Source organism: Bacillus swezeyi, assembly GCF_030908325.1.
GTDB lineage: Bacteria > Bacillota > Bacilli > Bacillales > Bacillaceae > Bacillus > Bacillus swezeyi.
Genome location: NZ_CP133085.1, coordinates 3,218,760 through 3,242,562, shown reverse-complemented (window position 1 = coordinate 3,242,562; position 23,803 = coordinate 3,218,760). Strand labels below are relative to the sequence as shown.

General features: G+C 46.9%; 21 protein-coding genes. 19 read left to right on the top strand and 2 right to left on the bottom strand.

Annotated elements, in window-relative coordinates:
• Positions 1-2: 2 nt before the first annotated feature.
• The 6 genes from RBH91_RS16050 to cstA all read left to right on the top strand — a co-directional run bounded on the left by RBH91_RS16050 (position 3) and on the right by cstA (position 6,966).
• A complete protein-coding gene (locus RBH91_RS16050) occupies positions 3-1,310 on the top strand; it encodes an arabinooligosaccharides ABC transporter substrate-binding protein AraN (protein ID WP_307892198.1) in 1,308 nt (435 codons plus the stop codon).
• A gap of 30 nt (positions 1,311-1,340) precedes the next feature.
• On the top strand, positions 1,341-2,285 hold the full coding sequence (locus RBH91_RS16045) for an arabinooligosaccharides ABC transporter permease AraP (protein WP_076763158.1): 945 nt from the start codon (positions 1,341-1,343) through the stop codon (positions 2,283-2,285).
• Positions 2,285-3,127 (top strand): carbohydrate ABC transporter permease, encoded by an 843-nt coding sequence (locus tag RBH91_RS16040; RefSeq protein ID WP_076763155.1) that lies wholly within the window; start codon positions 2,285-2,287, stop codon positions 3,125-3,127. The genes RBH91_RS16045 and RBH91_RS16040 overlap by 1 nt, the downstream gene beginning before the upstream one ends.
• Positions 3,128-3,167: 40 nt before the next feature.
• The gene (arfA, locus tag RBH91_RS16035) at positions 3,168-4,679 is read left to right on the top strand and encodes an arabinosylfuranosidase ArfA (RefSeq protein ID WP_307892197.1); all 1,512 of its coding nucleotides are present in this window, start codon (positions 3,168-3,170) and stop codon (positions 4,677-4,679) included.
• A gap of 118 nt (positions 4,680-4,797) precedes the next feature.
• Positions 4,798-5,070, top strand: a complete 273-nt coding sequence (locus RBH91_RS16030; RefSeq protein ID WP_307892196.1) for a hypothetical protein — start codon at positions 4,798-4,800, stop codon at positions 5,068-5,070.
• A 99-nt stretch (positions 5,071-5,169) separates the two neighbouring features.
• The gene (gene cstA / locus RBH91_RS16025; RefSeq protein ID WP_307892195.1) at positions 5,170-6,966 is read left to right on the top strand and encodes a carbon starvation protein CstA; all 1,797 of its coding nucleotides are present in this window, start codon (positions 5,170-5,172) and stop codon (positions 6,964-6,966) included.
• Positions 6,967-6,998: 32 nt separating this feature from the next.
• On the opposite strand, the gene sspI is transcribed toward cstA, so the two are convergent.
• On the bottom strand, positions 6,999-7,208 hold the full coding sequence (sspI, locus tag RBH91_RS16020) for a small acid-soluble spore protein SspI (protein ID WP_076763145.1): 210 nt from the start codon (positions 7,206-7,208) through the stop codon (positions 6,999-7,001).
• A 116-nt stretch (positions 7,209-7,324) separates the two neighbouring features.
• Between sspI and RBH91_RS16015 the strand changes: the two genes are divergently transcribed.
• The 3 genes from RBH91_RS16015 to pheT all read left to right on the top strand — a co-directional run bounded on the left by RBH91_RS16015 (position 7,325) and on the right by pheT (position 11,894).
• Positions 7,325-8,071: a TrmH family RNA methyltransferase gene (locus RBH91_RS16015; RefSeq protein WP_307892194.1), complete on the top strand. Its 747-nt coding sequence runs from the start codon at positions 7,325-7,327 to the stop codon at positions 8,069-8,071.
• Between the two features lie 358 nt (positions 8,072-8,429).
• Entirely contained in the window at positions 8,430-9,464 is a 1,035-nt protein-coding gene (gene pheS / locus RBH91_RS16010) for a phenylalanine--tRNA ligase subunit alpha (RefSeq protein ID WP_076763139.1), read from the top strand.
• A 15-nt stretch (positions 9,465-9,479) separates the two neighbouring features.
• On the top strand, positions 9,480-11,894 hold the full coding sequence (gene pheT, locus RBH91_RS16005; protein ID WP_307892193.1) for a phenylalanine--tRNA ligase subunit beta: 2,415 nt from the start codon (positions 9,480-9,482) through the stop codon (positions 11,892-11,894).
• 45 nt (positions 11,895-11,939) lie between these two features.
• Here the strand turns inward: pheT and rnhC are convergent, their stop codons facing one another.
• Positions 11,940-12,881, bottom strand: coding sequence for a ribonuclease HIII (rnhC, locus tag RBH91_RS16000; RefSeq protein ID WP_307892192.1), 942 nt, complete (start codon positions 12,879-12,881; stop codon positions 11,940-11,942).
• 151 nt (positions 12,882-13,032) lie between these two features.
• On the opposite strand from rnhC, the gene zapA reads away from it, so the two are divergent.
• The 10 genes from zapA (at position 13,033) to RBH91_RS15950 (ending at position 23,741) form a co-directional block, all read left to right on the top strand.
• Positions 13,033-13,290 carry a cell division protein ZapA gene (gene zapA, locus RBH91_RS15995; RefSeq protein ID WP_076763125.1) on the top strand — a complete coding sequence of 86 codons (258 nt, stop codon included), beginning with the start codon at positions 13,033-13,035 and terminating at the stop codon, positions 13,288-13,290.
• 8 nt (positions 13,291-13,298) lie between these two features.
• A complete protein-coding gene (locus tag RBH91_RS15990) occupies positions 13,299-13,835 on the top strand; it encodes a CvpA family protein (RefSeq protein WP_076763124.1) in 537 nt (178 codons plus the stop codon).
• A gap of 131 nt (positions 13,836-13,966) precedes the next feature.
• Positions 13,967-15,682, top strand: a complete 1,716-nt coding sequence (gene polX / locus RBH91_RS15985) for a DNA polymerase/3'-5' exonuclease PolX (RefSeq protein ID WP_307892191.1) — start codon at positions 13,967-13,969, stop codon at positions 15,680-15,682.
• A gap of 16 nt (positions 15,683-15,698) precedes the next feature.
• On the top strand, positions 15,699-18,056 hold the full coding sequence (locus RBH91_RS15980; protein WP_307894774.1) for an endonuclease MutS2: 2,358 nt from the start codon (positions 15,699-15,701) through the stop codon (positions 18,054-18,056).
• A gap of 18 nt (positions 18,057-18,074) precedes the next feature.
• Positions 18,075-18,479, top strand: coding sequence for a DUF350 domain-containing protein (locus tag RBH91_RS15975; protein WP_076763122.1), 405 nt, complete (start codon positions 18,075-18,077; stop codon positions 18,477-18,479).
• Between the two features lie 217 nt (positions 18,480-18,696).
• Positions 18,697-20,379 carry an AMP-binding protein gene (locus RBH91_RS15970; protein WP_307892190.1) on the top strand — a complete coding sequence of 561 codons (1,683 nt, stop codon included), beginning with the start codon at positions 18,697-18,699 and terminating at the stop codon, positions 20,377-20,379.
• A gap of 152 nt (positions 20,380-20,531) precedes the next feature.
• Positions 20,532-21,131, top strand: coding sequence for a fatty acid metabolism transcriptional regulator FadR (locus tag RBH91_RS15965; protein ID WP_076763117.1), 600 nt, complete (start codon positions 20,532-20,534; stop codon positions 21,129-21,131).
• A gap of 2 nt (positions 21,132-21,133) precedes the next feature.
• A complete protein-coding gene (locus RBH91_RS15960; RefSeq protein WP_076763114.1) occupies positions 21,134-21,910 on the top strand; it encodes an enoyl-CoA hydratase in 777 nt (258 codons plus the stop codon).
• Between the two features lie 31 nt (positions 21,911-21,941).
• Positions 21,942-22,715: an electron transfer flavoprotein subunit beta/FixA family protein gene (locus RBH91_RS15955; RefSeq protein ID WP_307892189.1), complete on the top strand. Its 774-nt coding sequence runs from the start codon at positions 21,942-21,944 to the stop codon at positions 22,713-22,715.
• A gap of 48 nt (positions 22,716-22,763) precedes the next feature.
• Positions 22,764-23,741: an electron transfer flavoprotein subunit alpha/FixB family protein gene (locus RBH91_RS15950; RefSeq protein ID WP_307892188.1), complete on the top strand. Its 978-nt coding sequence runs from the start codon at positions 22,764-22,766 to the stop codon at positions 23,739-23,741.
• Positions 23,742-23,803: the final 62 nt, after the last annotated feature.

The window sequence follows — 23,803 nt, the reverse complement described above, 5'->3', positions numbered from 1 at the left end:
ACGTGAAAAAGTTCCTTTCATATTTCCTTATGATCACGATGGCTGCATGTTTGCTTTTAACGGGATGCAAGGCGAGCCCTGCCGCCGATAAGACGTCAGATGCCACCGAGCTGACATTTTGGACATTTAACGGGCTCCATGAACAGTTTTACGCAGAAATGGTGAAGGAATGGAACAAAACATATCCCGATCGAAAGATTAAGTTAAATACGGTTGTTTATCCATATGGACAGATGCATGACAACTTATCCATTTCACTTTTGGCGGGTAAAGGAGTTCCTGATCTTGCCGATATTGAACTCGGACGTTTCTCCAATTTTTTGAAGGGATCAGACATCCCTCTCACAGATTTGACATCTTTGGTTGAAAAGGAACGCGACAAGTTCGTCGAAGCGAGGCTGACACTCTACAGCAAAAATGGAAAACTGTACGGTCTCGGCACACATGTCGGAACGACCGTGATGTATTACAACATGGATATTTTAAATAAAGCCGGGGTCGATCCGGATGATATCAAAACCTGGGAGGATTACAGGGAAGCAGGCAAACAGGTTGTCGAAGCTGTCGGCAAACCGATGATGACAATTGAAACAACCGATCCGAACTCATTTTTGCCGCTGGTTTCCCAGCAGGGTTCAGGCTACTTTGATGAAAAGGGCCGATTAACATTAAACAACGAAACAAATGTAAAAGCGCTTGAATTTTTAAAAACGCTCATTGAAAAAGATAAAATTGCGGTCACCACGCCGGGAGGAAACCATCACAGCGAGGAATATTACGGATTCATGAACCAAGGCGGGGCGGCATCTGTGTTGATGCCGATCTGGTATATGGGCAGGTTTTTGGATTATATGCCGGACTTGAAAGGAAAAATCGCGATCAGGCCGCTGCCGGCGTGGAAAGAAGGGGGAGACCGCTCAGCCGGAATGGGCGGAACAGCCACCGTCATTCCAAAACAAGCGAAAGAAGCCGATATGGCCAAGGATTTTCTGAAATTCGCCAAAGCTTCTAAAAAAGGAAACATAAAACTATGGACCGTCCTTGGATTCGACCCTTTAAGATGGGATGTGTGGGATTCAGAAGAGTTGAAGAAATCGAACCAATATACAGATTACTTTCAAAACGGCAGCCATATTTTTTCTATGCTTCTTGAGGTAAAAGATGAGATCAATCCGATTTATTTAACAGAGGATTATGCGAAAACTTCCGATTTGGTGAACAAAAATGTATTGTATGAGGCACTTAAAATCAGAAGCAAAACGCCGAAAGAAGCATTGGACAAAGCAGCCTCCGAAGTGAAGGGGCAATAGTCTTTCAATACTGTAAAGCGAGGCGATAACTTGAAGACTGTTAAAACAGATACAGTGCATTCGTTTCCGCCGGTGAGCAGAAAAAGAAAGATAAGAAACTTACTATATTCAGCAAAAGCCGCACCCTACATTTTCACAGCACCTTTTGTACTCTCCTTTTGCATATTTTTTCTTTATCCGCTTATCAGCGTCGTCATCATGAGCTTTCAAAGCATTCTGCCCGGAGAAATCCGCTTCATCGGGACAGAGAACTATAAAGCTTTAAACAACCCTACTTTTTATACCGCACTTTTCAACACCATGAAATACACCTTTTGGACATTGCTGATTTTAATACCAGTTCCGCTTATTCTTGCAGTCTTTCTTGATTCAAAGCTGGTGAAGTTTAAAAACGTGTTTAAATCCGCACTATTTATTCCGGCTCTTACTTCAACCATTGTGGCGGGAATCATTTTTCGTCTGATTTTCGGAGAAATGGATTCATCCTTGGCAAACTCGCTTTTGATTAAGCTTGGGGCTTCACCGCAAAACTGGCTGAACAATGAGCACACCGGCATGTTTTTAATGGTCATGCTCGCAACATGGAGATGGATGGGCATCAATGTTCTCTACTTTCTGGCCGGTCTGCAGAATGTACCAAAAGAATTGTACGAAGCCGCCGAGATCGACGGCGCCGGCACTTTGAAAAAGTTTTACCATATCACGCTTCCCTTTTTAAAGCCCGTCACCGTCTACGTGCTGACGATCAGCATCATCGGCGGCTTTCGGATGTTTGAAGAAAGCTATGTGCTGTGGCAAAACAACTCTCCGGGCAATATCGGCCTGACGATGGTCGGCTATATTTACCAGCAGGGTCTGGCATATAACAACATGGGCTATGGATCGGCGCTCGGCATCGTGCTCTTGATCATTATTTTCATCGCCAGCCTCATTTCATTAAAGCTGTCTGGATCATTTAAAAAGGAGGGCTATTAATGCGTCCCGCCAGAGGCTTAAACATTGCGAAAATTGCTTCATTTTTACTGTTTGCGATATTAAGTTTTTTGTTTGTATTCCCGCTTTTTTGCCTTTTGCTCGGCTCGCTTAAGCCGTCTTCGGAGCTGCTTCGGTTCGGGCTTAATTTACACTTGAGCCCCGACATTTTAAGCCTTGATAACTATCTTTATCTGTTTAACGGAGGAAGCATTTATTTTAAATGGTTCACAAACAGCCTGATTCTTGTGGTCATTTCAACCGTTTTGACGCTCTTGTTCTCTTCGATGGTAGGGTACGGGCTTGCCGTATATGATTTTAAAGGGAAAAACCTATTGTTTGTGTTTGTGCTGCTGATCATGATGGTGCCGATTGAAATTTTAATGCTGCCTCTATTTAAAATGACGGTCTCCTTGCACATTGTCGACACGTATGCCGGTGTGATTCTTCCGTTTATCGTGTCGCCTGTCGCCGTATTTTTCTTCAGGCAGTATGCGCTCGGCCTGCCAAAAGATTTGCTTGATTCAGCAAGAATGGATGGATGCACCGAGTTCGGCATTTTTTTCAGGATTATGGCGCCGCTCATGAAGCCGGCATTCGGGGCGATGATCATCCTGCAGTCATTAAACAGCTGGAACAATTTTTTGTGGCCGTTAATCGTTTTAAGGTCAAAAGAAATGTTTACGCTTCCAATCGGGCTGTCCGCTTTGCTCAGTCCATATGGAAACAACTACGACATGCTGATCTCGGGATCGGTGCTGGCGATTCTGCCTGTTATTTTGATTTTCTTGTTCTTCCAAAAGTACTTTATTTCAGGTTTGACAGCGGGCGGAATTAAAGGCTGATCAATATATATCATATTTTCATTTGAAAGGAATGAGTGAAATGACGGAAAAAAAAGCGAAAATGACGATTGACAAAGAATACAAGGTAGCTGAGATTGATAAACGGATATACGGCTCATTTATCGAGCATCTTGGCAGAGCCGTTTATGAAGGCATTTATGAACCGGATCACCCGGAGGCTGACGAGTCTGGTTTTCGACAGGATGTCATCAAACTCGTGAAGGAGCTGAAAGTGCCGTTTATCAGATATCCGGGAGGTAACTTTGTATCCGGATATAATTGGGAGGATGGCGTCGGTCCGGTCGAAAACCGGCCGACAAGGCTTGACTTGGCATGGGCGACCACAGAACCGAACCTGATCGGCACAAATGAATTTATGGATTGGGCGAAGCTTGTCGGCGCCGAAGTCAATATGGCCGTCAATCTCGGCACAAGGGGAATTGATGCCGCCCGCAACCTTGTGGAATACTGCAATCATCCGTCAGGATCGTACTACAGCGACTTGAGAAAGTCCCACGGCTATAAAGAGCCGCATAAAATCAAAACGTGGTGCCTCGGCAATGAGATGGACGGTCCATGGCAGATCGGCCATAAAACAGCAGCCGAATACGGAAGGATTGCCGCTGAAGCCGCAAAAGTCATGAAATGGACAGATCCGTCGATTGAGCTTGTCGCCTGCGGAAGCTCCGGAAGCGGCATGCAGACATTCATTGATTGGGAAACGACTGTGCTTGATCATACTTATGAGCATGTTGAGTACATCTCCCTTCATTCGTATTACGGAAATCGTGATAATGACCTGCCAAACTATTTGGCGAGATCGCTCGACATGGATCATTTTATTAAAACAGTTGTCACTGTCTGCGACTATATGAAAGCGAAAAAGCGCAGCAAGAAAACGATTCATCTTTCTTATGATGAATGGAATGTCTGGTATCATTCAAATGAAAAAGACAAAGAAGCCGAACGCTGGGCAAGAGCGCCGCACCTTCTTGAAGACATTTACAACTTTGAGGATGCACTGCTGGTCGGCTGTATGCTGATTACGATGCTGAAGCACGCCGACCGCGTGAAAATTGCCTGTCTCGCTCAGCTTGTCAATGTCATTGCCCCGATTATGACGGACAAAGGCGGAGAGGCTTGGCGCCAGACGATTTTCTATCCGTTTATGCACGCTTCTGTTTACGGACGGGGAACGGTATTACAGACGTCAGTGTCATCTCCGAAGTATGACAGCAAAGACTTTACTGATGTACCGTACTTAGAATCTGTCTCTGTTTTCAATGAAGAAGCAGAAGAACTAACCGTATTTGCGGTAAACCGCGCAACTGACTGCGGCCTGCACATGGAAGCCGATATCAGAAGCTTTGACGGCTACTCTGTAAAAGAGCATATCGTCCTTGAACACGATGATAACAAAGCGACGAATGAAGAGGACAGAAACAATGTCATTCCTCACAGCGGCGGAGACGCCAAAGTGTGCGACGGCACGCTGTCGGCACATTTGCCGAAGCTTTCCTGGAATGTGATCAGATTGAAGAAACAATCATGATTTAATGAAAAGAACCGGCTGCAGAAAGCCGGTTCTTTTCAATTTCAGTCAATTCGAAGAAAGGGTTAGCATATTTTGTCTCGAACATGATATAAAACCAGACAAGGAGAGGAAGGGGATGAAATTTTTTTCAGCTGTTTATTCATTTATCATTTATGGATTTTTAGCTTATCTTTGGCTTATATTCATTACATCCATTCTCAATACCGCTCATTCTTTCAACAACTCATTTATGGCTGGGGCCGTCATATTTGCCGGTTCTGGTTTGTTCTTTGCGATATCACACCATGTTTTCGCCTCGATCGAAAGTAGCTTGATGAACAGAATCGCCGGCTGTACTGCTTTTTTTCTTGTGCTGATGATTCACTTTTATATCATTCCGTTATTTTGAAATACATTGTCATTTTCAGATAATTATCACAATTAATGATTGCGCTTACAAAAAATATGAGATATGTTGAAAAGGACTAAAAGGGGGGAAGGAATTGGTATGAATGCAGTTACAATTGTGATCGCTTCCATCTGTATTTTAGCGATCGCCTACCGTTTGTATGGAACATTTATGATGGTGAAAGTGCTGAAGGTGAATGATGACAAGCCGACTCCTGCCCATCTTCAGAAAGACGGAAAGGATTATGTGCCGACAAACAAATGGGTATCATTCGGTCATCACTTTGCCGCCATCGCTGCTGCAGGTCCGCTTGTCGGGCCGATTTTGGCCGCGCAATTCGGCTATTTGCCGGGATTGTTGTGGCTGTTGATCGGAGCGGTTATCGGGGGAGCCGTTCATGATATTGTTGTTCTATTTGCGTCGATGCGAAAGAAGGGAAAGTCGCTTTCAGAAGTCGCAAAAGAAGAGCTCGGGCCTGTTGCGGGATTTTGCACAGGACTTGCGATGCTGTTTATTATTACGATTACGATGGCGGGTCTGTCGATGGTTGTGCTCCACGCGCTTGAACGCAATCCGTGGGGGACGTTCGCCGTTGCGATTACGATACCGATTGCCATGGGTGTCGGTTTATTTTATAAAAAGACAGGAAACTTAAAGCTTGCGTCTGCCGGCGGATTCATCCTGTTGATGGCCGGTGTATTCATCGGGCCGTCTGTCGCAAATACACAGCTCGGAGAAGTGTTGACGCTTGATGCGAAAACGCTCGCCATCGCGCTTCCGGTCTATGCGTTTTTTGCGGCTGCGCTTCCCGTCTGGCTGCTGCTTGCACCACGCGATTATTTGAGCAGTTTTATGAAAATCGGCGTGTTCATCGCTTTGATTGCCGGGGTTTTCGTTGTGAATCCGGCAATTCCGTTCCCAGCGTTTACCGAGTTTACAGGCGGAGGGGGACCTGTTTCCCCTGGACCGGTTTGGCCGTTCATTTCCATCACGATCGCCTGCGGGGCGATTTCCGGCTTTCACGCGTTTGTCGGCTCAGGCACGACGCCGAAAATGCTCGATAAATGGAGCGATATGAAATTCGTCGGCTTTGGCGCGATGCTTGTGGAGTGTCTGGTCGGGATAATGGCTTTGATCGCAGCGACGGCGTTGCAGCCGGGCGATTATTTTGCCATTAACAGCACGCCTGAAGTATTTCGAACGCTTGGTATGAACGTTGTCCATCTGCCTGAACTCAGCAGGGAAATCGGACTTGATCTTGAGGGAAGGACGGGCGGAGCCGTAACGCTTGCCGTCGGCATGGCTTATATATTTACGGACATCCCGTTTTTCAGCCATTTGGCTTCTTATTTCTTTCAATTTGTCATCATGTTTGAGGCCGTCTTTATCTTAACGGCGATTGATGCCGGAACAAGGGTGGCCCGCTACTTAATTCAGGATTTTTTCGGGGAAGTGTACAAACCGCTCAAAAAAACGGATTGGCTTCCGGGTTCAGTCATCGCAAGCGCGCTTGCCTGCTTCATGTGGGGGTATTTGCTTTATTCCGGGGACATCAGCTCCATTTGGGCGCTGTTTGGCGTTTCCAATCAGCTGATGGCATCCGTCGGTCTGATCATCGGGGCGACCGTCATTTTGAAAATCGCTGATAAACGACGGTATATGCTGACATGCCTCATACCGCTCGCTTATTTATATGTGACCGTCAATTACGCGGGATACTGGATGATCAGACACGTTTACTTTAATGCGGAAGCTGCCGGCTACAGCATTCTAAACGGCATTTTATCGATGATTATGCTGCTGTTGGGATTGGTGATCATGGCCGCTGGCATCAAAAAATGGACGGAAATTTGGCGCGATCCTGCTTTGCGGATGGAGCCCTCCATTCCGGGGTGACAAAATAAACCGGGGCCATCTTGGCCTCCGGTTTATTGTTTTAATCCTTGCTCCAATGTCTCGAGCATTTCAGTTTTGTCTGAATCAGAAGCGTGCTGCCAAATCACTTCAAACAATACGCCCAATCCAGGGAGCATTTTTTCTTCACCGCTTTGGATCGCATCGACGATCGTATGTTCAAGCTGTTCCTGTGAATTCCCTGTTACATTGGCAATGACGGCATGGCGCAAATTCAAATCCATGTTTTTCACTCCATTTCATGATCTGATGTTCTATATTCTGTCTCGCTTCCGGGTTTATTATGTACCATTGATGAGATATAATGTGACTATTGCCAGACAAAAGGAGTCAAAACGATTTGAAACGAATTGAATCAGCCAAAAATCAAAAAGTGAAGGATTGGAAAAAGCTTCACACGAAAAAAGAGCGGACAAAAACCAATACTTTTTTAATAGAAGGCGAGCATCTTGTTGAAGAAGCGCTGAAGACGCCTGGTGCTGTTAAAGAAATCATGGTCACGGACGAAGCGGATCTTCCGGCTGGACTTGATGTATCTGTTTCTTGCTACATTCTGAGCGCTGATGCTTATTCAGCTATAACGGAAACGGAGACGCCGCAGACCGTCGCCGCTGTCTGCCAAATGCCGGAAAGCAGTCATTTTCAATATGAAAAGCTGCTCCTTGCAGACGCGGTGCAAGACCCGGGCAACTTAGGGACGATCATCCGGACGGCCGATGCCGCCGGGATCGATGCCGTTGTCATCGGCCATGGGACGGTCGACCCTTACAATGCCAAAACGCTCAGATCGGCTCAAGGCTCGCATTTTCATATTCCGATTATCAAAGCGGAGCTTTCTGCGCTGATTGAAGAGCTGAAGGAAAAAAATGTTCCTGTATACGGCACTGCGCTGCAAAATGCAGTCCCATTCAGGGAGGCGGACCCGTCACAGGCATTTGCGCTTCTGATCGGAAATGAAGGCTCAGGGGTTGACCCCGATCTGCTGGAGAGGACGGATCTGAATCTGTATGTGCCTATATACGGTAAAGCGGAATCGCTGAATGTGGCAGCCGCTGCAGCGGTCTTAATCTATCATCTCCGCGGATAACCTGTTGCACAGGATCATGTAATTCACTATAATGAATGTAATATGTTTAAAAACAGTGATAGAGGACCCGTTTTTTACCACGCCGCCATTTAGGGAGAAAGTGCCTTGGACTGAAAGCATTTTTATGGAAAGCTAAAAAACGCTTCACCTCTTGAGTTGTCACCGGGACCGCGTCTCCAGAGATGTGTAAAGGTGAACCGGATTCATTCCGTTATGTCAATGAAGTGAGGAACAAAGCTTTTTTTGCTTTGTTTAAAAAGGGTGGTACCACGGCCACGATTCGTCCCTTTCATCAAGAAAGGGGCTTTTTTTATTGCCGAGAAACTGGTTTTTCTATATAAAAGGAGGAATTTCAAACATGCAGGAAGAGCTGAAACGGCTTGAGAAAGAAGCGGTCGAAAAAGTCGAAGCCGCAGATTCATTAAAAGAAGTCAACGATGTCCGCGTTGCGTATCTTGGAAAAAAAGGACCGATCACAGAAGTGCTTCGGGGAATGGGAAAGCTTTCTGCTGAAGAAAGACCGAAAATGGGCGCTTTGGCAAACGAAGTAAGAGAAACGATCGCTCAGGCGGTTGCCGAAAAGAATGCCCGCCTTGAAGAGGAAGAAGTCAAAAGAAAGCTGAAAGAACAGACGATTGATGTGACGCTTCCGGGAAGCCCCGTCAAAACGGGTTCGCGGCATCCGCTGACAATCGTCACCGAAGATATTGAAGACTTGTTTATCAGCATGGGGTATTCAGTGGAAGAGGGTCCTGAAGTAGAGACGGACTACTATAACTTTGAAGCGCTCAACCTTCCGAAAGAGCATCCGGCCCGCGATATGCAGGACAGCTTTTATATTACGGAAGACACGCTGATGAGAACGCAGACGTCTCCTGTTCAGACGCGCACCATGGAGAAGCATAAAGGAAAAGGCCCTGTTAAAATCATCTGCCCGGGCAAAGTGTACCGCCGCGACAATGATGATGCGACACACTCGCATCAGTTTATGCAGATCGAAGGGCTTTGCGTCGATCATCATATCAGCATGAGCGACTTGAAAGGAACGCTTGAAACCGTCGCGAAAAAGATGTTCGGAGAAGAACGCGAAATCAGACTGCGTCCAAGCTTTTTCCCGTTTACAGAACCGTCTGTTGAAGTCGATGTCTCCTGCTTCAAATGCGGAGGAAAAGGCTGTTCTGTTTGTAAACAAACCGGCTGGATTGAAATTCTCGGAGCGGGAATGGTGCATCCGAACGTGCTTGAAATGGCGGGTTTTGATTCCAAAGAATATCAGGGATTTGCCTTTGGAATGGGTGTTGAACGGATCGCGATGCTGAAATACGGTATTGATGATATCCGTCATTTCTATACGAACGATGTCAGATTTTTATCTCAATTTAAACAGGCTTAAAGAGGAGGACGCGTGATGTTTGTTTCATATAAATGGCTGCAGGAATACGTGAATTTAGACGGAATGACGCCGGACATTCTCGCTGAAAAGATTACGAGAAGCGGGATCGAAGTAGAAGGCATTGAATATAAAGGAGAAGGAATGAAAGGTGTTGTCATCGGACATGTTCTGGAACGGGAGCAGCATCCGAACGCCGATAAGTTAAATAAATGTCTTGTCGATATCGGCGAGGAGGAGCCTGTGCAAATCATCTGCGGAGCTCCGAATGTGGACGGAGGGCAAAAGGTAGCCGTCGCCACGGTTGGCGCGGTTTTGCCGGGCAATTTTAAAATCAAAAAAGCGAAGCTTCGCGGTGAAGCGTCGAACGGCATGATCTGCTCTTTGCAGGAGCTTGGCATTCAAGGAAAGCTTGTACCACAAGAATATGCGGAAGGGATTTTCGTATTTCCGAGCGACGCTGAAACAGGTACTGACGCCCTCAAGAGCCTGGCGCTCGATGATGCGGTGCTGGAGCTCGGGCTGACGCCAAACCGAGCCGACGCGATGAATATGCTGGGTGTCGCCTATGAAGTGGCAGCCATTCTTGGCCGCGAAGTCAAGCTTCCTGAAACGACTTATCAAGCAAGCGCTGAAAAAGCGGCCGACTACATGTCAGTCAAAATTGAAGATATAAAAGCCAATCCTTTATATGCGGCGAAAATCATTAAAGATGTCAAAATCGGCCCGTCTCCGCTTTGGATGCAGACAAAGCTGATCAATGCCGGAATCAGGCCGCACAATAATGTGGTTGATATTACGAACTTTGTGCTGCTCGAGTACGGCCAGCCGCTGCATGCTTTTGATTACGACCGCTTCGGCTCAAAAGACGTCGTCGTCCGCAAAGCTTACGAAAATGAAACGATGATGACGCTCGATGAACAGGAAAGAACATTAACGCCTGAACATCTTGTCATCACAAACGGCTCTGCGCCGCAGGCTGTCGCCGGTGTTATGGGTGGAGCAGACTCCGAAGTCCGCGAAGATACGAAGACGATTTTGCTGGAGGCGGCATATTTTAACGGACAAACCGTCCGTAAGGCTTCAAAAGATCTGGGACTTCGCAGCGAATCAAGCGTCCGCTTTGAAAAAGGCATTGATCCCGCGCGGGTGCGCCTTGCTGCAGAGCGTGCCGCAGACCTGATCAGCCAATATGCAGGCGGCACTGTTTTAGAGGGCACAGTTGCAGAAGATCACCTTGATATCAAAGACAATGTCATCAGCCTGTCCGCTGATAAAGTAACAAAGGTGCTCGGCATGTCCGTCAGCAAAGAAGAAATGGTCAATATTTTTCAAAAACTAGGGTTTCCTGTTGAAGAAGCGGATGCTGATCTGACCGTTACCGTTCCTTCAAGAAGAGGCGATATTGCGATTGAAGAAGACTTGATTGAAGAAGTTGCAAGATTATACGGGTATGACAACATTCCGTCTTCGCTTCCTGAATTGACTGGCTTTGCAGGCGGGCTGACCCCTTATCAGGCAAAACGGAGAAAACTCAGACGCTTCCTGGAAGGAGCGGGGCTTTCTCAAGCGATCACATACTCGTTAACAAACGACCAAAAAGCGACCGCATACGCCCTGGAAAAATCGTTTAAAACGATCCTTTCCCTGCCGATGAGTGAGGAAAGAAGCGTGTTAAGGCACAGCCTGCTTCCGAACTTGCTTGAATCGGTCTCCTATAACCTGGCAAGGCAAACCGATTCAGCGGCGTTTTACGAAGTTGGTTCAGTTTTCTTAAAAGCTGAAGAGCATACAAAACCGGTTGAAAAAGAACATGTTGCAGGAGCCGTGACAGGTCTGTGGCACAAAAACCTCTGGCAGGGCGAGAAAAAGCCGGTCGATTTCTTTGTCGTCAAAGGCATTGTCGAAGGCCTTTTAGAAAAGCTCGGCATTCGTGAAGGCATCGAATTCGTCCAGTCTGAAAGAAAAGAGCTTCATCCTGGGCGGACGGCCAACATTTTATACAATGGCTCTTTGATCGGCTTCATCGGCCAGCTTCATCCGTCAGTTGAAAAAGAGCTTGATCTGAATGAGACTTATGTATTTGAGCTTGATCTGCATGAACTCTTTGCGGTGGAGGTGCCTGACATCAGATATACGGCCATTCCGAAGTATCCTTCTGTCACACGCGATATCGCGCTTGTCGTAGGAAAAGAAATCACAAGCGGCCAGCTTGAAGACGTGATTCAAAAAGCTGGAGGAAGATTATTGAAGGAAGTGCATGTCTTTGACGTCTATGAAGGCGAGCATATGGAAGAAGGCAAAAAATCGGTCGCCTTCAGCCTGCAATATTTAAATCCGGAACAAACATTGACTGAGGAAGAAGTGACGAAAGTCCATCAAAAAGTATTAGACGCACTTGAGGAAACATACGATGCGAAGCTGAGAGGCTAAACGAAAAACTTGCAGAGAATCAATGTTCTCTGCAAGTTTTTTCATTTACAGCTTTGCGGCAAGCTGTCTCGCCTTCTGCGTATTCGCAAAATGCAGCTTCGTAAATTGGTTCAGCGCCGTCTCGCCTTTTCTCTTGATCAGCTTTGCGGCAGCTTGATCGACAAGCGCCCCAGCCCCTTTCGGAAGCGTGATTCCGGCTTCTTTAGAAAGCTTATTCATCTCCATTAAAAAAGAATAGCGCGCGATGATCGAGGCAGCGGCGACGGACAGGTGGATGCCTTCCGCTTTTGTGCTGAAATATGTACGCTCTTTGATAGCGGTCTTGCCTGCCAAATGTTTGAAATAAACGGCCGGTTCAGCGAACTGATCGATTAAAATCGCCTCAGGGCGGATTCCGTCCAGCTTTTTGAGGAGGTTCGCAATCGCCTGGTTGTGAAGAAGGGCTTTCATTTTCCCCTGACTCATGCCTTTTTTCTGCATTTCATTGTACTTTTCGTTTCTTAAAACGAGCAGGCTGTAAGGTACCGTCTTGATTAAATTGCGTGCGATTTTGACGATCTGCGGGTCTTTTAAATGTTTGGAATCTTTGACGCCGAGTTCTTTTAAAAGCGGCAGCTTTGTTTTATCGGCGTAAACACATACGACCGTCATCGGGCCGAAATAATCGCCGGTTCCGACTTCATCCGAGCCGATGACAGACATTGAGCCGATGCCTTCAGGCGGCTGATAGACGGACGGGGTGCTTTTTTTGGAGGGAGTCTTTTTTTCCGCCGGCGCTTCGGCTGATGCCGCCCAACGCCCGGCTTCCTTTTCGGCGTTTTTTCCTTGGAACAAAACCTTTCCTGATCGATATGCTGTAATGGTGCAGCCTTGGGGCTTAGCCTGAAAAACCGCTCCCTGTACCAATTGGGAAGTAATATCAGACCGGTAGTAGCTTTGCATCCGTTCAATAACAGGCTGGGGAACTTTCAAAACAGAATGTGACACGGTTTAATCTCCTTTTTTAGCTAATAAAACAGGCTAATTCAATGTTTTTATAAGTGTATCATAACAGCGGAGGGCTCGTCTTTCCATTCAATCTCCAAACATGTTATGATATAGACTAGGATTCTCGCATAAGTAGAATGGAGGAGAAACGTTGTCTGATGGTCGAAAAACAAAAACAACAGTTGACATCTACGGTCAGCACTTCACAATTATCGGCGATGAAACGAAGAGCCATATGAGGCACGTTGCCTCAATTGTGGATGATAAAATGAGAGAAATCAACGAAAAAAATCCGTATCTTGACATAAATAAGCTTGCCGTCTTGACTGCTGTGAATGCAGTTCACGATTATCTGAAACTGCAAGAGGAACTTGAGAGATTAAAAGGACAAATTAAAGAAAAGGATTGAACATCACGATGTTAGATATCATCATTATTATTTTGCTTTTGTCCGGTCTGTTTATTGGGCTGAAAAGAGGATTTATCCGCCAATTTATCCGTTTGGTGACGTTTATCGCAGCGATCGCTGTGGCCGGAACCTATTATGGCGACCTTGCGCCGAAGCTCGGCTGGATTCCGTCTCCGGACTTTTCGGGCGGCCAGACGGCGCTGGCATTTGTAAACGGAAGCCTTGAAGGCGCCTATTACAACATGATTGCGTTTCTGATTCTGTTTTTCCTGACGATGATCCTGCTGAGAATTGCCGCATCATTTTTGGATGCTGTCGCAAGCATTCCGATCCTTAAGCAAATCAACCAGATTCTCGGTGCCGTGCTCGGTTTCGCGGAGATTTACCTGTTCGTGTTTGTCGTTCTGTTCATCGGAACGCTCCTGCCGATTGAAGTGCTGCAAAACATGATGTCCGGCTCGGTAATGGCAGATTTGATCATTCATAAAACACCGTATCTATCCAATATGTTAAACAATCTGATGAATCAGTACGGATCTTTGTAAAACTTCTCTGCTCTAGGGAAGTTTTTTTTCAGGTGAAAGATGTGTCGAAAGATGGCTGTTTGTTGTAGGAACAGCCAAAAATTTGTATGATGGAAACAGGATGAACACGGGGATACAAGAGGTGAAAAAAATTGCATAAAAAAGATGTCATCAGACTGCTTGAAACAATTGCGATCTATATGGAATTAAAAGGGGACAACCCATTTAAAATATCAGCATTCAGAAAAGCCGCGGCGGCGCTTGAACAAGATGACCGCAGCCTGTCTGAAATCGATGATATGATGTCTCTTTCCGGAATCGGCAAAGGAACGCATGCCGTTATTAAGGAATATATGGATCACGGCGTTTCCGGCACGCTTGAACGTTTAAAAGAGGAGGTTCCCGAAGGGCTTGTTCCGCTTTTGAAACTTCCGGGCCTTGGCGGCAAAAAAATTGCCAAGCTTTATCAGGAGCTGGGCGTCTATGATGCTGCATCCTTAAAAGAAGCCTGTGAACAGCAGAAGGTCCAAGGGCTTGCCGGATTCGGCAAGAAAACGGAAGAAAAGATTCTCCAAGCTTTGGGGGAAGCCGGAAAACGCCCTGAACGGTACCCGATAGCGATTGCTTTGGCCGTCGCAGATGTGATCGAAGAACAGCTTGAGGGACTCCCGGGCCTTATCAAGTTTTCACGGGCCGGAAGTTTGAGGCGGGCCAGAGAAACGGTGAAAGATCTTGATTATATTATGGCTGTCACAGATGCCGGCCTCGTCCGCGAAGGGCTCCTGAAGCTTTCAAACATCAGGGAGGTCATTGCCAGCGGAGATACGAAAGTATCGCTGACATTTTCATTTGAATACGACATCAGCGCCGACTTCCGGCTGGTGACAGAGGAGCAGTTTCCAACGACGCTCCACCATTTTACAGGATCAAAAGATCATAATATTAAAATGCGCCAGCTTGCCAAAGAAAGAGGCGAAAGAATTAGCGAATACGGCGTCGAACATATAGAGACAGGAGATGTCCAAACATTTTCCAGTGAAAAGGAGTTCTTCTCTCATTTCGGCCTACCTTTTATTCCGCCTGAGCTAAGGGAGACAGGAAAAGAGGTCGAAGAATACGGAGACCATATCGAACTGATTTCCACAGAAGACATAAAAGGGGACCTCCATATGCACTCGACGTGGAGCGACGGCGCTTTTTCGATCAGGGAAATGGCCGAGGCCTGCATGGCAAAAGGGTATCGGTACATGGCGATCACGGATCACTCCCAATATTTAAAAGTCGCCGGCGGCTTGACGCCGGAAAGGCTGCGTATGCAGGCGAAGGAAATTGACGAACTGAACAAGGAATTTACCGAGTTTCACATTTTTAAAGGCGTTGAGATGGACATCCTGCCAGATGGGACGCTTGACTATGATGATGAACTGCTTGCGGAGATGGATATTGTCATCGCTTCGATCCATTCAAGCTTTTCCCAGCCGCAGCACGTCATCATGAAGCGGCTCGAAAATGCGCTGATGAATCAGCATGTTGATATCATCGCCCATCCGACGGGACGACTGATCGGAAGAAGAGCAGGGTATGAAGTGGATATTGACCAGCTGATCGAGCTGGCGAAAAAAACGAATACAGCCTTGGAGCTGAACGCCAACCCTGCACGGCTCGATCTTAGAATGGAACATTTGATCAAAGCGAATGCCGCCGGGGTGACGCTTGTCATTAATACGGATGCCCACAGCACAGAGATGCTTGATGATATGAAAACGGGCGTTACGGCAGCGAGAAAAGGATGGACCGGGAAAGCGAACGTATTGAATGCCCGTTCCTTTGACGAAGTCCAGGCATTTTTGTCGCGCCGCCGATCTTAAGGAGGTTTAATTGATTTTGCAGCAAAAAGCGCTATCAGCACTTGAATTTCATAAAGTAAAAGAACAGCTTGCAGAGCATGCGGCCTCTTCTTTAGGGAAGGAAATGCTTTTTGAGCTTAAGCCTTCCCGTTCATTGGAGGAGGTCAAAAACCTGCAGGAAGAAGTCGATGAGGCCGGGACCGTCCTGCGGTTAAAGGGGAATGCTCCTTTCGGCGGCCTTTCCGACATTAGAAAAGCATTGCGGAGAGCTGAAATCGGCAGCATGCTAAGCCCGGCAGAGTTTACGGAAATATCGGGTCTTTTATATGCCGCAAAACAGATGAAGCACTTTCTTGAAGGGCTGTTTGAGGACGGAGTTGATATCCCCTGTCTCCATCAGTATGCAGAAAAGCTGATTCCGCTCTCTGCCTTGGAAAAAGACATTAATTCGTGCATCGATGACCATGGAGAAGTGCTTGACCATGCATCTGAAACATTGAGGGGGATCAGGACGCAGCTGAGGACGCTTGAATCAAGAATCAGGGATCGGCTTGAATCGATACTGCGCTCCTCTTCCGCGCAAAAAATGCTCTCAGACACGATTATCACGATTCGAAATGACCGCTTCGTCATTCCGGTAAAGCAGGAATACAGATCAAGCTACGGAGGAATTGTGCATGATCAGTCATCTTCCGGGGCGACATTGTTTATCGAACCTCAGGCGATAGTGGATATGAACAATTCGCTCCGCCAGGCAAAAGTAAACGAAAAGCAGGAAATCGAACGAATTCTGCGCATGCTGACAGAAAAGACCGCAGAGCACACGGATGAACTTTTTCACGATGTCAAAATATTGCAGACGCTTGATTTTATTTTTGCAAAAGCGAAATACGCAAAAGCGACAAAAGCTGTCAAACCGGCTGTCAATAGAGACGGTTATGTCCGGCTGATCCAAGCGCGCCATCCGCTTTTGCCAGCCGATCAGGTCGTTCCCAATGACATCGAGCTTGGCGGAGAATTTACAACGATTGTGATCACGGGTCCGAATACAGGCGGAAAAACGGTTACGCTGAAAACGCTCGGACTGCTGACGCTTATGGCACAGTCCGGACTGCATGTGCCGGCGGGGGAAGGTTCAGAAATCGCTGTGTTTGACCAGGTATTTGCCGATATCGGTGATGAACAGTCGATCGAACAGAGCTTAAGTACATTCTCTTCACACATGGTAAACATCGTCGATATTTTGAAAGACATGACGGAAAACAGCCTTGTGCTGTTTGACGAGCTCGGAGCCGGGACAGATCCGCAGGAAGGGGCGGCTCTTGCGATCAGCATCCTTGACGAAGTATATCAGACGGGTGCACGCGTTATTGCCACGACTCACTATCCGGAGCTTAAAGCATACGGCTATAATCGCGACAATGTCATCAATGCGAGCGTCGAATTTGATATTGAAACATTGTCTCCGACTTATAAGCTGTTAATCGGAGTGCCCGGCCGAAGCAATGCTTTTGAAATTTCGAAGCGCCTCGGTCTGCCTGACCATTTGATCGGCCGTGCCAAATCCGAGATGACGGCTGAACACAATGAAGTCGACACGATGATCGCATCGCTTGAAGACAGCAAGAAGCGCGCGGAAACGGAATTGGCTGAAACCGAAACGATCCGTGCGGAGGCTCAAGCCCTTCACCGCGACCTGCAAAAGCAGATCAGCGAATGGCAGGAGCGAAAAGACAGGCTTTATGAAGAAGCCGAGCAAAAAGCGGCTGAAAAAGTCAAGGAAGCTATGAAAGAGGCGGACGAGATCATCCAGTCGCTCCGCATGATCAAAGAAGATCATAAAGCGTTTAAAGACCATGAATTAATCGAGGCGAAAAAGCGTCTTGAAGAAGCGGTGCCTGCATTTGAAAAGACGAAAAAGCCTGCAAAGAAAAAAACGGACAAGCGCGTCTTGAAGCCTGGCGACGAAGTCAAGGTTTTAACCTTCGGCCAAAAAGGCACACTGCTTGAAAAAACGAGCGCGGATGAATGGAATGTCCAAATCGGCATCCTGAAGATGAAGGTGAAGGAAAAGGATCTTGAATTTCTGAAATCAGCGCCTGAACCCGAGAAACAAAAATCGATCGCCGCGGTCAAAGGGAAAGAATATCATGTGTCACTCGAACTCGACCTTAGAGGCGAACGGTATGAAAATGCGCTTCACAGGGTTGAAAAATATTTGGATGATGCGGTGCTGGCCGGATATCCGAGGGTATCGATCATTCATGGGAAAGGAACGGGTGCCCTCAGAAAAGGCGTCCAAGATCTTTTGAAGTCCCACCGCAATGTGAAAAACTCCCGGTTCGGCGAAGCGGGAGAGGGAGGATCAGGAGTTACGATTGTCGAATTAAAATAAAAAAGGGAGTCTAAAAGGATGAAAGAGTTTTGGGAAAACGACCTAGTGGAAATTGCCGCCTATTACAGCGTTTCCGTACTTTGTCTGGTGATATTCTTATCTGTATTTGAGCTTGTCACCACCTATAAAAACTGGGAGGAGATTCAAAAAGGAAACGTGGCGGTTGCGATGGCGACGGGCGGAAAAATTTTAGGCATCGCCAACGTGCTGCAAAAATCGATCAGCCAGCATAATTCCCTGCTGCAAATGATGGGATGGGGATTATTCGGCTTTGTATTGCTTTTGATCGGCTATTTCATTTTTGAATTTCTGACGCCGCGCTTTAAAATTGACAAGGAAATTGAAAATGACAACCGCGCCGTCGGCTTCATCTCATTCGTCATCTCTGTCGGCCTGTCATTTGTCGTGGCCTCCGGAATCTAAAGGGGATCAACATGGAGAAATTAGCGAAAATCCTGTTCTGTGCAGCAGGGGTGTTTGTGATCATCGGCCTTATCTATATTGTGTTTTATACGTAAGCAAGACGCCGCCTGGGGCATGTTTTCCAGGCGGTATTTTTAAAGATGAAAAAATCATTACTTTCTGAATATTGTTTTGATATACTGAAATTAAGACTATATTTGTTTTAAGGGGGGGTCTTATGCCGACTGAAAAACCATGGCTGCTTCACTATCCTGAACAAATTCCTCATCACCTAGAATTTCATGATCAAACACTCCAATCCATCCTGCAGCAATCCGCCCAACAGTTTTCTGAAAAAACAGCGATTCATTTTCTCGGAAAGAAGCGATCGTATCAACAGGTTTACGAGGAAGCCTTAAAAATGGCAGTTTATTTATTGTCTCTCGGCGTTAAAAAAGGAGACAGGGTATCGATCATGCTGCCGAACTGTCCTCAGGCGGTCATCGCATATTACGGGGTTCTTTTCTCGGGAGGCATCGTCGTCCAGACAAATCCTCTTTACACGGAAAGGGAGCTTGAACATCTGCTCAAAGACAGCGGAGCAGAAATCATCATTACGCTCGATATGCTGTATCCTGCGGCTTATAAAATGAAAGCGCTGACAAATGTTAGGCACATCATTGCAACAAGCATTAAAGATTATTTGCCATTTCCTAAAAACCTGCTGTATCCGCTGGCTCAAAAAAAGCAGAATCAGATGTTGGTTGATATAGCCGAAAATGACACGACCCACCTTTTTCGGACGATCATGAAACAACAGCCCGTCCCGGATAATCCGCCCGGCATTGCGATTGATCCCGCTCATGACATTGCCGTCCTGCAGTATACAGGAGGCACGACAGGCACTCCAAAAGGCGTGATGCTTACTCACCGCAACATATTAGCCAATATGGAGATGTGCGCGGCCTGGTTTTATAAACTGAAAAAAGGAGAAGAAAAAGTGCTTGGTATCGTTCCGTTTTTCCACGTGTACGGGATGACGGCCATTTTAAACTTCACGATCAGGCAAGGATATGAAATGATCCTCCTGCCAAGGTTTGACGCGCGTACAGCACTGAAAACGATCGATAAAGAAAAGCCCACCATATTTCCGGGGGCACCCACGATTTATATCGCTCTATTGAATCACCCCGATCTGCATCAGTACGATCTGTCTTCGGTTAAAAGCTGTTTAAGCGGGTCTGCTGCGCTTCCTGTCGAAGTCAAACAGCAGTTCGAAAAGGTAACGGGAGGAAAGCTTGTCGAAGGATACGGACTATCGGAAACATCACCGGTCACCCATGCCAATTTCATTTGGGATCTGAATAAAGCGGGAAGCATCGGCTGCCCGTGGCCGGGAACAGATGCGGCCATCTATTCGGAGGAGACCGGCGGTTTTCTCGAGCCTTACGAGCACGGAGAAATTATCGTAAAAGGTCCCCAGGTGATGAAAGGTTATTGGAACAATGATGAAGAAACCGCGGCCGTACTCAAAGATGGCTGGTTTTTCACGGGAGATATCGGGTACATGGATAAAGACGGCTTCTTTTATATTGTTGACCGCAAAAAAGATTTGATCATCGCAGGCGGATACAACATCTATCCGCGTGAAATCGAAGAGGTTCTCTATGAGCATGAAGCTATCCAGGAGGCCGTCGTCGCAGGAATCCCCGACGAATACAGAGGAGAAACCGTTAAAGCCTTTGTTGTTTTAAAAGACCATGTTACAATAACGGAAAAGGAATTGGACGAATATGCCAGGTCCCGTCTCGCTCCGTATAAAGTTCCGAAGGTATATGAGTTCAGAGACGAACTTCCGAAAACGGCTGTTGGCAAGATTTTAAGAAGGGTGCTTGTCCATGAGGAAAAGGCAAACGTATGAAAAGCAAAGTCTGCCGTCGATTTTGGCGGCATGCTTTTATGAGGGTTATTTCGAAGGAATTTCATGATCAAACCTTGACAAAGCCTGCTGTTTTATTTACGATTGAACTATGAATGAGTATTCATTCATTAACTTGAAAGGAACGAAGCCAATTGAAACAGAAGCGACCAAAGTATATGCAGATTATCGATGCAGCTGTCATTGTGATTGCAGAAAACGGATACCATCAGGCACAGGTTTCAAAGATCGCCAAGCAGGCTGGCGTGGCGGACGGCACCATTTATCTTTATTTCAAAAATAAAGAAGATATTCTGATTTCACTGTTTAAAGAGAAAATGGGCCAGTTTATCGAGCAGATGAGCGAAGGAATGAAAGCGAAAAATTCAGCGACAGAGAAGCTTTCTTTGTTCATCAAAAAACACTTTGAACTGCTTAGCAGCGACCCGCATCTGGCGATTGTGACCCAGCTTGAGCTGAGGCAGTCGCACCGCGAGCTGCGGCTGAAAATCAATGAGATTCTCAAAGGCTACTTAACGATTTTGGAGGACATCATCACAGAAGGAAAGGAAGCAGGGGAATTTAAAAGCGCGCTCGATGTCCGCTTGGCGAAGCAGATGATTTTCGGCACAGTGGACGAGACGGTGACAACCTGGGTGATGAATGATCAAAAATATGATCTGCCTCAGCTGGCAGACAGCATTCATGAACTGCTGATACATGGTTTCAGCCAACTGAAGAAAGAGGAGGAATAGACGTGGGAACATTACGGAAATCCAAAGACGGCCATGTCGCTGTCATCACGATTCAGCATCCGCCGGCAAATGCGCTTTCAACACAAGTCCTTGAAGATCTTTCGGCCTGCCTTGATGAGCTTGCCGAGGATCAGCAGGTAAGAAGCATTGTCATTCATGGAGAAGGGAGATTTTTTTCAGCGGGCGCAGATATTAAGGAATTCACTTCATTGATGGATGGATCTGATTATGCCGGTCTCGCTGATAAAGGCCAGCAAATATTTGAAAAAGTAGAGTCTTTTCCAAAGCCGATCATTGCCGCCATCCACGGGGCTGCTCTTGGAGGCGGTCTTGAGCTGGCGATGGCTTGCCACATCCGGATTGCCGAAGAAAACGCAAAACTCGGCCTTCCCGAACTGAACCTCGGCATCATTCCGGGTTTTGCTGGTACACAGCGTCTTCCGAAATATGTGGGGACGGCTAAAGCTCTTGAGATGATCGGAACATCTGAACCGATCTCCGGAAAAGAAGCCTTTGAATACGGTCTTGTCACCATTTTGGCGGCGGATGAGGATCAAGTGCTGCAGAAGGGAAAAGAGCTGGCTCATAAATTTGCGGAAAAAAGCCCGCAGACACTTGCCTTTGTTATTGAGCTTTTGAACTCCGGTAAAGTCTATTCTTATGAAGGCAGCCTGAAGCTTGAAGGCAAGCACTTCGGTGAAGTGTTCCAATCTGAAGATGCAAAGGAAGGGATTCAAGCCTTTCTTGAGAAGCGGAAGCCGCATTTTAAAGGGAATTAACAAGCGTGAAAACAAAGGGGATGAAAAGAACATGAACATATATGTCTTGATGAAACGCACGTTTGACACAGAGGAAAAAATTCAGATTGAACAAGGGGAAATCAGCACGGACGGGGCGGAATTCATCATCAATCCGTACGATGAATACGCGATTGAAGAAGCGCTTCAATTAAAGGAGAAGCACGGCGGAGAGATTACGGTTGTCACAGTCGGTGAAGAAGAATCTGAAAAAGAGCTCAGGACGGCGCTTGCGATGGGGTGCGACAAAGCCGTTTTGATCAATATCGAAGACGATCTGGAAGAGGCTGATCAATACACGGCTTCATCCATTCTTTACCACTATTTAAAAGACAGGGAATACGACATCATTCTCGGCGGCAATGTGGCGATCGACGGGGGCTCTGGACAAGTGGCGCCGCGTCTGGCTGAACTGCTCGGCATTCCATGCATCACAACGATTACAAAGCTGACTGTAGACGGCAGAGATGTTGAAGCGGAACGAGATGCAGAAGGCGATCTTGAAGTGATCCAAACCGTTCTGCCGATCGCCGCCACCGCCCAGCAGGGATTAAATGAGCCCCGCTACCCTTCTCTTCCGGGAATCATGAAGGCGAAGAAAAAGCCGCTTGAAGAACTGGAGCTGGACGATCTGGATATAGACGAGGATGATGTAGCCGCGAAAACAAAAACAATTGAGCGGTTCCTGCCTCCGAAAAAAGAAGCCGGAAAAATCCTAGAAGGAGAGCCGGAACAGCAGGCATCAGACCTCGTTTCACTGCTGAGAAGCGAAGCAAAGGTCATTTGAAGCAAGGGGAGAATCAACACGGTCATTAAAATACAGGGGGAAAAGGATATGAGCAAAAAAGTTTTCGTACTGGGAGAATGCCGGGACGGTTCATTAAGAAATGTAACTTTTGAAGCGATCGCCGCTGGAAAAACGATTGCCGAAGGGGGAGAGGTCATTGGAGTCCTTTTCGGTGAAAGCGTTTCAAATAAGGCCGCTGAGCTGATTCATTATGGCGCCGATCAAGTGCGGACCGCCGAAGACCCGCTTCTGAAAAACTATACATCTGACGGTTTCGTCCAAGCATTTCTGCCGATACTTGAAAGCGAAAGCCCGGATGTAGTCATTTTCGGACATACGTCAATGGGAAAAGACTTATCTCCAAAGCTGGCAGCCCGTTTGGGAACAGGGTTGATTTCCGATGCGATCGATGTCAGTGTGACAGGCGGAAATATTGTGTTTACAAGACCGATCTACTCTGGAAAAGCGTTCGAACGGATCATCTCTGAAGATGAACTGATTTTCGCAACGATCAGACCGAATAATATTGCACCGCTTGCCAAAGATGAAACACGGACTGGAACGGTGGAAAAGATCGAGGTCGATATTCAGGACATCAGAACGGTGATCAAGGATGTCGTCAAAAAAACGTCTGAAGGCGTCGACTTGTCAGAAGCGAAAATCATCGTTGCCGGAGGACGCGGCGTGAAAAGCGAAGACGGATTCAAGCCGCTTCAGGAACTTGCCGATGTGCTCGGCGGTGCAGTAGGAGCTTCAAGGGGAGCTTGTGATGCCGATTACTGCGACTACTCGCTGCAAATCGGGCAGACCGGAAAGGTCGTCACACCCGAACTTTATATTGCCTGCGGCATTTCAGGTGCGATTCAGCATCTCGCTGGGATGTCAAACAGCAAAATCATCGTCGCCATTAACAAAGATCCGGAAGCTGACATTTTCAAAATTGCCGACTACGGCATCGTCGGAGATTTGTTTGAGGTCGTCCCGCTGCTGACAGAAGAATTTAAAAAGCTGAGTGTCAACACTTGAAAAAAAGCCGGCCTGATCGCCGGCTTTTTTAATCGGCACATTTAGTTGGAGCAGCAAATAAA